The following is an 8,049-nucleotide window of genomic DNA, read 5'->3' on the forward strand; positions in this document are numbered from 1 at the left end:
GGGGGGGGTGCCGGAGTAAATCCCTCTCCGGGTCACGCGCGCAATGATCACCGCCAGCGAACCCATACTCGACATCGCCAACCTCTCCGTCAGCGTGCGCGGCGAGGAGGGCGAGCGCGAGGTCGTCTCCGACCTGTCGCTGACGTTGTCTCGTGGCGAGACGCTGTGCATTGCCGGTGAATCCGGCTCCGGCAAATCGATGACCGCTCTGGCCATCATGCAGCTTCTGCCGCAGCCTGCCGCCAGGATTTCATCCGGCAAGGTCCATCTCGGCGATACAGATCTGACGATTCTGGACGAGCGCCGGATGCGGCGCATTCGCGGCAACCGCATCGCCATGATCTTCCAGGAGCCGATGACCTCACTCAACCCGGTGCTGTCGATCGGCCGGCAGCTCACCGAATCCATCGAGGCGCATACCTCCCTGTCGCAGAGCGAGGCTCGCCAGCGTGCCATCGAGGCGCTGAAGGCGGTGCGCATTTCGGAAGCCGAAAGCCGGCTAAAGCAGTTTCCGCACGAACTGTCCGGCGGCATGCGCCAGCGGGTGATGATCGCCATGGCGCTGGCGCTCGAGCCGGACGTGCTGATCGCCGACGAGCCGACGACGGCGCTCGACGTCACCGTGCAAGGCGAGGTGCTGGAACTTTTGCGCGATCTGCAGCGCCAGCATGGCACCAGCGTCATCCTCATCACTCATGACATGGGCGTCGTCGCCGAAATGGCCGACCGCGTCATCATCATGCGGCATGGCCGCATGGTCGAAGAGGGAAAAACCGCTGACATTTTCGCCAGGCCGCAAGCCGGCTACACGCGCGAGCTGCTGGCCGCCGTGCCGCGCATCGGCAGCGGTATCGGTCGCCAGGAATCCAGGAGTGCCGAGACGGCAACGCCGGCCAATGTCGCTGACGTCAAGGACCTGCATGTCCGTTTCGACCTGCATGGCGGCTTCTTCGGCCGGGTCACTCGTTGCGTCCACGCCGTCGAAGGCGTCAGCTTCTCGATCGCGCCCAACGAGACGCTGGCGCTGGTCGGCGAATCCGGTTGTGGCAAGTCGACCACCGCCAAGGCGCTGGCCGGACTGGTGCCCTACAGCGGCGACATCGCCATTGGCGGCCGCAATCTGTCCGGCCTCGGCCGCGACGAGCGCAAGGCGGTGCGCCGCGACGTGCAGATGATTTTCCAGGACCCCTATGCCTCGTTGGACCCACGCATGCGTGTCGGCGACCTCGTCGCCGAGCCGCTGCTGATCCACGGTATCGCCTCGAAGGAAGAGCGCAGCGAGCGTGTCGCAGCGCTGTTCGAGCGCGTCGGCCTGTCGGCCGACCAGATGGAACTCTATCCGCATGAATTCTCCGGCGGCCAGCGCCAGCGCGTCTGCATTGCCCGCGCGCTTGCACTGCGGCCGAAGCTGATCATCGCCGACGAAAGCGTCTCGGCGCTCGACGTCTCGGTGCAGGCGCGCGTGCTCGATCTGTTGAAGGAATTGCAGCGCGAATTCGGCGTCGCCTATCTCTTCATCTCGCATGACATGGCGGTGGTCGAGAACATCTCCGACCGCGTCGCCGTCATGTATCTCGGCCAGATCGTCGAGATGGGCACCCGCGACCAGGTCTTTTCCAACCCGCGCCATCCCTACACCAGGCGCCTGATCGAAGCCGTGCCCGTGCCCGATCCCGCGCAGCGCAGAAGCCGCTTCGCGCGCCTCGACCAGGAAATCCCGAGCGCCACCCGCAGGATCGGCGAGGCGCCGCTGAAACTGGCGCTGAGGGATGTCGGCAACGGCCACCTCGTCGCCGCCGAGGGCTGAGCCGGCACTGCCGCCGGGCGGTTCACATGTTTGTGTCTCTATCTCTCGCCCAAGGCTCGCGTTGCGCCGCCAAACCGTATCGCTTCGAACACTAAATCCCTAACGGCCTCTTGCCCTCTGTCCCTATCTTCCTCATGTTCAATACCATTGCGATGATCGATCGTAGGAGGGTCGGTCGGATTCATCGCTATGGGAGGAAGTCAACCATGAAGGTAAGCCTTTTCGTTTCCGCGGCACTTCTCGCCGCATCCGCGATCCCCGCTTCGGCCGCCGAAATTTCCGACGGCAAGGTCAAGATCGGCATCCTCAACGACCAGTCGGGCGTCTACGCCGACTTCGGCGGCAAGTGGTCGGTCGAGGCGGCCAAGATGGCCGTTGAGGATTTCGGCGGCAAGGTGCAGGGAGCGCCGATAGAAATCATCAGCGCCGACCACCAGAACAAGCCGGATATCGCCTCCAACATCGCCCGGCAGTGGTACGACACCGAGCAAGTCGATGCCATCATGGAACTGACGACCTCTTCGGTAGCGCTCGCCGTCCAGGGGATTTCCAAGGAAAAGAAGAAGATCGACATCGTCACCGGCGCGGCGACCACGGAGCTGACCGGCAAACAGTGCTCGCCCTACGGCTTCCACTGGGCCTATGACACTCACTCGCAGGCGGTGGGTACCGGCGGCTCTCTCGTGCAGCAGGGCGGCGACAGCTGGTTCTTCGTCACCGTCGACTATGCATTCGGCTACTCGCTGAAGGATCAGACCACCAAGTTCGTCGAAAGCCATGGCGGCAAGGTGCTGGGCGAGGTGCGTTATCCCCTGGGATCGACCGATTATTCGTCCTTCCTGCTGCAGGCGCAATCGTCGGGCGCCAAGGTCATCGGCCTGGCCAATGCCGGCCTCGATACCTCCAACTCCATCAAGCAGGCGGCCGAATTCGGTATCGTGCAGGGCGGCCAGCGTCTTGCCGCACTCCTGTTCACGCTGGCCGAGGTGCATGGGCTTGGCCTTCAAGCGGCGCAGGGCGTCGTGCTGACCGAAGGCTATTACTGGGATCGCGACGACAAGAGCCGCGAATTCGGGCAGCGCTTTTTCAAGCGCACCAACCGCATGCCGAACATGATCCAGGCCGCGACCTATTCGGCGGTGACGCAGTATTTGAAGGCGATCGACAAAGCCGGCACGGACGAGACCGAAGCCGTCGCCAAGCAGCTGCATTCGATGCCTGTGGACGACGCGGTGATAACCAACGGCAAGGTGCAGGCGGACGGCAACATGGTTCACGACATGTACCTCTACCAGGTCAAGTCGCCAGCCGAGAGCACCAAGGATTGGGACTACTACAAATATCTCGCCACCATTCCAGGCAACGAGGCCTTCCTCAGCGAGAAGGAAAGCGGCTGTCCGACGGCCGGCCAGTGATCGGCGCGGCCGATGGCGCCGACTGACCTGGACGCGAACGAGCCGCGGGTTGTGCTTTCCGCCCGCGGGTTGCGACGCGACTTTGCCGGCTTCATCGCCGTCAAAAACGTCGATATCGATGTCCGCCATGGCAACATCCATGCCCTGATCGGACCCAACGGCGCCGGCAAGACGACCGTCTTCAACCTGCTCACCAAGTTCCTGGCGCCGACCAGCGGCAGGATCGAGCTGCTTGGCCACGACATCACCCGCACCTCGCCGGCCAGGGTTGCGCGGATGGGGCTGGTGCGCTCGTTCCAGATATCGGCGATTTTTCCGCACCTCAGCGTGCTCGACAATGTTCGCGTCGCGCTGCAGCGGCCGGGTGGTCTTGCCGTTCAATTCTGGCGCTCGCTCGCGGCGCTCGACCGGCTGACCCCGCGCGCCGAGGAATTGCTGCGCTCGGTTGGTCTCGACGACGCCAGGAACAGGCTCGCCGGCGATCTTTCCTATGGCAGAAAACGCGTGCTGGAGATCGCCACGACGCTCGCGCTCGATCCGAAAGTGCTGCTGCTGGACGAGCCGATGGCCGGCATGGGGCATGAGGACGTGGCCACGGTTTCCAGCCTCATCCGTTCGGTTGCCAGGGATCGCGCCGTGCTGATGGTCGAGCACAATCTGACCGTGGTGGCCGACCTTTGCGACTGGATAACGGTCATGCAGCGCGGCGAGGTGCTGGCCGCTGGCGACTACGCCACCGTTAGCCGCGACGAGCGCGTCAAGATCGCCTATATGGGCACCGCCGATGACTAGTGCCGCACCTCTGCTTGCCGTCACCGGCCTCAACGCCTGGTATGGCGAGGGCCATGCGCTGCACGGTGTCGATCTGGAAGTGTTTGCCGGCGAGACGGTCACGCTGCTCGGCCGCAATGGCGTCGGCAAGACGACGACGCTGCGCGCCATCATGGGGTTGATCCGCAAGCGGACCGGCCGGATCGCCTTCGACGGCAAGGACCTGATGCGGCTGCCGCTGCACCGCACCGCCCATCAAGGCATCGGCTTCGTGCCGGAGGAGCGCGGCATCTTCGCAACGCTGACCGTGGACGAGAATCTGGTTCTGCCGCCGGTCGTCGCGCAGGGCGGCATGAGCGTCGAGGAGATATTCGATCTGTTCCCCAATCTGAAGGAGCGGCGCAACAGTCCCGGCACCAGGCTGTCGGGCGGCGAACAGCAGATGCTGGCGATCGCGCGCATGCTGCGAACCGGCGTGAAGATGCTGCTCCTCGACGAACCGACGGAGGGGCTCGCTCCCGTCATCGTGCAGCGCATCGGCGCGTTGCTGGCGACGTTGAAAAAGCGCGGCATGACGATCCTGCTGGTCGAGCAGAACTTTCGCTTCGCCAGTCGTGTCGCCGACCGTTTCTATCTGATGGAGCACGGCAAGGTGGTGGCGGGGTTTCCGGTCGGCGAACTGCCGGACCGCATGGCGCAGCTCCACGAAGTCCTGGGTGTATGATGGCGCCATGACGATGATCTTCGGAATCCCGGTTCAGGCCTTCCTCGGCCAGTTGCTGGTCGGCCTGATCAACGGCTCGTTCTACGCCATGCTGAGCCTGGGCCTGGCTGTCATATTCGGCTTGCTGCGCGTCATCAATTTCGCCCATGGCGCCCAGTATATGTTCGGCGCCTTCGTCGGCTACCTGCTTCTCACCCATCTCGGCATCGGCTATTGGCCCGCTTTGATCCTTGTGCCGCTGATAGTTGGCATCTTCGGCGTCGTGGTCGAGCGCCTGGCGCTGTCGAGGCTGTACGATCTCGATCCGCTCTACGGGCTGCTCTTCACCTTCGGCCTCGCGCTCGTACTCGAAGGCATCTTCCGCTATTATTACGGCGTCTCGGGAAACCCCTACGCCGTGCCGCCGCTGCTTGCCGGCGGCACCAATCTCGGCTTCATGTTCCTGCCCAACTATCGCGGCTGGGTCGTGGTCGCCTCGCTGATCGTCTGCTTCGGCACCTGGGCGCTGATCGAGAAGACCAGGCTTGGATCCTATCTGCGCGCGGCAACCGAGAATCCCCGTCTCGTCCAGGCTTTCGGCGTCAACGTGCCGTTGCTGCTGACCCTCACCTACGGCCTTGGCTCCGCGCTGGCCGGGCTTGCCGGCATTCTGGCAGCACCGATCTATCAGGTGAGCCCGCTTATGGGATCGGACCTCATCATCGTCGTCTTCGCGGTGGTGGTGGTCGGCGGCATGGGATCGATCCTCGGTGCGATCGTCACCGGCTACATGCTTGGCCTCGCCGAGGGCCTGACCAAGGTCTTCTACCCCGAGGCCTCCAATCTCGTGGTCTTCGTCATCATGGCCATCGTGCTTCTGGTCCGGCCGGCTGGCCTGTTCGGAAGGGACGCTTGACATGTCGGAAGGGACATCTGACATGACCGAACTGACGCTTCGCGAGGCATCGGCCAAAACCTCGGCACGGCTGGAATGGATGCTGGTCGGGCTCGGCATCCTGGCGCTGCTGGTAGCGCCTTTCCTGATCTATCCGATCTTCCTGATGAAGATGCTGTGTTTCGCGCTGTTTGCCTGCGCGTTCAATCTTCTGCTCGGCTATACCGGGCTCTTATCGTTCGGCCACGCCACCTTCTTCGGCGGCGCCGCCTACTTCACCGCGCATGCCGTCAAGGTCTGGGGCTGGCCGCCGGAAGCCGGCATTCTGCTCGGCATGGCGGGTGCGGCCTTGCTCGGCCTTGTCATGGGCTTTTTCGCCATTCGCCGGCAAGGCATCTATTTCGCCATGATCACGCTGGCGCTGTCGCAGATGTTCTTCTTCTTCTGTGTGCAGTCGCCCTTCACGCAAGGCGAGGACGGCATTCAGGGCGTGCCGCGCGGCATGCTGCTTGGCGTCCTCGACCTGAACGTCTCGCTGAACATGTATTACTTCGTGCTGGCGGTGTTCCTGATCGGCGTCTTCGCCATCTGGCGCATCGTCAACTCGCCGTTCGGCATGATCCTGCGCTCGATCCGCGAGAACGAGAACCGCGCCATTTCGCTGGGCTATTCCGTCGCCAACTACAAGCTGGGCGCCTTCGTCATGTCGGCGGCCCTGGCCGGGCTGGCCGGCTCGCTCAAGGCGATCGTTTTCCAGTTCGCCACGCTCACCGACGTCACCTGGCAGATGTCGGGCGAAGTGATCCTGATGACGCTTCTCGGCGGCATCGGCACCATGGTCGGGCCGATCATCGGCGCCAGCCTTGTCATTGGCCTGGAAAACACGCTTGCCACTTCCGGCTTTCCGGTGACCATCGCCACCGGCCTCATCTTCATGGTGTGCGTGCTGATCTTCCGGCGCGGCATCGTCGGCGAATTTTATGCGCGGATTTTCAAGCGGGCGGGCAAGGACTGAGCAGTTCAAGCTGGCGGCTGAATACCTGACCGCTCGATTGTCCGGTTGCGTCCTAGTTCTGCCGGTAAGGAACTCGGAACCTGGGGGGCCGCACGCCAATGTTGGACAACTACGCGGTGGACGGGTTTGGCGTGATCCACCAGGTCGACTCCAAACCGATCAAGTATGACAAGCAGTACATTTCCTATTACGAGGACCTGAGTGACCGGACCATCAAGCTCGGATATCAGCGACTCGGCTGGGTGCTGGGGATCACTGGCGAGATCCCCCGGTCCGTGCTGGAGATTGGATATGGCACCGGCACATTCATCGAAGCCGCGAAAATAACCGGGGTCGCCGACTGCGCCGGCTGCGACATAACCAGGTTTCCGCTGCCCAAGGGCGTCCGCTTCGTCGATTGGGATGAGGCGCTCTCCAGCTCGTGGGATCTCGTCGCCATGTTCGATGTGCTTGAGCATATCCCGGATCTGGGTTTCCTCGCCCGGCTTAAGGCCCGCTACCTGGCCGTCGCCGTCCCTTATTGCCGCTGGCGCGAGCTCGGCGCCGACGGCGACGCCTGGTTCCGGACGTGGCGTATGCGTCTTCCCGACGAGCACCTCCACCACTTCGATCGTGACTCGCTGGTGGCATTCCTCGCACGCAGCGGCTTCGAATGCATGACGCTGAACTGCTTCGAGGACGGGATCAGACTGCGCCCTGGCGAAGTGGGTCCGAATATTCTGTCCGGATTCTTTAGAAAGCTATAGACCTCGATCAAATCGATGCGGCTGCTTGGGACCTGGGGCAATCGCGACAATCGCCCGATCGGTACGGGAGCACTGCTGTGGGCAAATCGTGATGCGCGCATTCTTTCGATTGGTTGCCGTTATGATCGTGGTGTCTGGCGCGACCGGCTGCACCAGTGTTTCCTATTACGCGCAATCCGTGCAGGGTCATCTGCGGATCATGACGGCGCGCCAGGATGTCGGAAAACTGATCGAGGACCCTTCGACGCCGAAGGCATTGCGCGCTCGAATGGCATCGGCGAGCGCCATACGACAGTTCGCAACGGATGAACTGGCGCTGCCCGACAACAGCAGCTACCGCAGCTATGTCGATATCGGCCGGGATTCGGTGACATGGGCCGTCTTCGCCGCGCCGGCATTCTCGCTGACGCCGCGAACATGGTGTTTTCCCGTTTTCGGCTGCGTGCCCTACCGGGGATATTTCTCCAGGAAGTCCGCAATTGAAACCGCTGCCGAACTTCAAGGACAGGGCATGGATGTCTATGTGACGGGCATCACCGCATATTCCACGCTTGGCTGGTCGAGTGACCCGCTGCTGAGCACGATGTTCAGCGAGGATAAAACCTATCTTGCAGGGCTGGTGTTCCATGAACTGGCCCACCAGCGCGTCTACGTGCACGACGATTCCGCATTCAACGAGTCGTTCGCTGTCGCCGTC

Annotated in this window: 8 protein-coding genes; all 8 read left to right on the forward strand. The window is 62.9% G+C overall.

Annotated elements, in window-relative coordinates:
• The first annotated feature begins 43 nt into the window (after positions 1 to 43).
• Positions 44 to 1,807: an ABC transporter ATP-binding protein gene (locus EN949_RS12680; protein ID WP_063169704.1), complete on the forward strand. Its 1,764-nt coding sequence runs from the start codon at positions 44 to 46 to the stop codon at positions 1,805 to 1,807.
• A 206-nt stretch (positions 1,808 to 2,013) separates the two neighbouring features.
• Positions 2,014 to 3,222, forward strand: coding sequence for an ABC transporter substrate-binding protein (locus EN949_RS12685; RefSeq protein ID WP_013528530.1), 1,209 nt, complete (start codon positions 2,014 to 2,016; stop codon positions 3,220 to 3,222).
• A 12-nt stretch (positions 3,223 to 3,234) separates the two neighbouring features.
• A complete protein-coding gene (locus EN949_RS12690; RefSeq protein ID WP_063169705.1) occupies positions 3,235 to 4,014 on the forward strand; it encodes an ABC transporter ATP-binding protein in 780 nt (259 codons plus the stop codon).
• Positions 4,007 to 4,717 carry an ABC transporter ATP-binding protein gene (locus tag EN949_RS12695; protein WP_013528528.1) on the forward strand — a complete coding sequence of 237 codons (711 nt, stop codon included), beginning with the start codon at positions 4,007 to 4,009 and terminating at the stop codon, positions 4,715 to 4,717. Before EN949_RS12690 ends, EN949_RS12695 begins: the two co-directional genes overlap by 8 nt.
• A 7-nt stretch (positions 4,718 to 4,724) precedes the next feature.
• Entirely contained in the window at positions 4,725 to 5,612 is an 888-nt protein-coding gene (locus tag EN949_RS12700; protein WP_063170419.1) for a branched-chain amino acid ABC transporter permease, read from the forward strand.
• 22 nt (positions 5,613 to 5,634) lie between these two features.
• Positions 5,635 to 6,606, forward strand: coding sequence for a branched-chain amino acid ABC transporter permease (locus tag EN949_RS12705; protein WP_024502115.1), 972 nt, complete (start codon positions 5,635 to 5,637; stop codon positions 6,604 to 6,606).
• A gap of 98 nt (positions 6,607 to 6,704) precedes the next feature.
• Positions 6,705 to 7,352, forward strand: a complete 648-nt coding sequence (locus EN949_RS12710) for a class I SAM-dependent methyltransferase (protein WP_063169706.1) — start codon at positions 6,705 to 6,707, stop codon at positions 7,350 to 7,352.
• Positions 7,353 to 7,443: 91 nt separating this feature from the next.
• The coding region (locus tag EN949_RS12715) for an aminopeptidase (protein ID WP_206534946.1) at positions 7,444 to 8,049 on the forward strand (606 nt) is incomplete at its 3' end.

This window comes from Mesorhizobium sp. M7A.F.Ca.US.007.01.2.1 (assembly GCF_003998165.1).
Lineage (GTDB): Bacteria > Pseudomonadota > Alphaproteobacteria > Rhizobiales > Rhizobiaceae > Mesorhizobium > Mesorhizobium ciceri.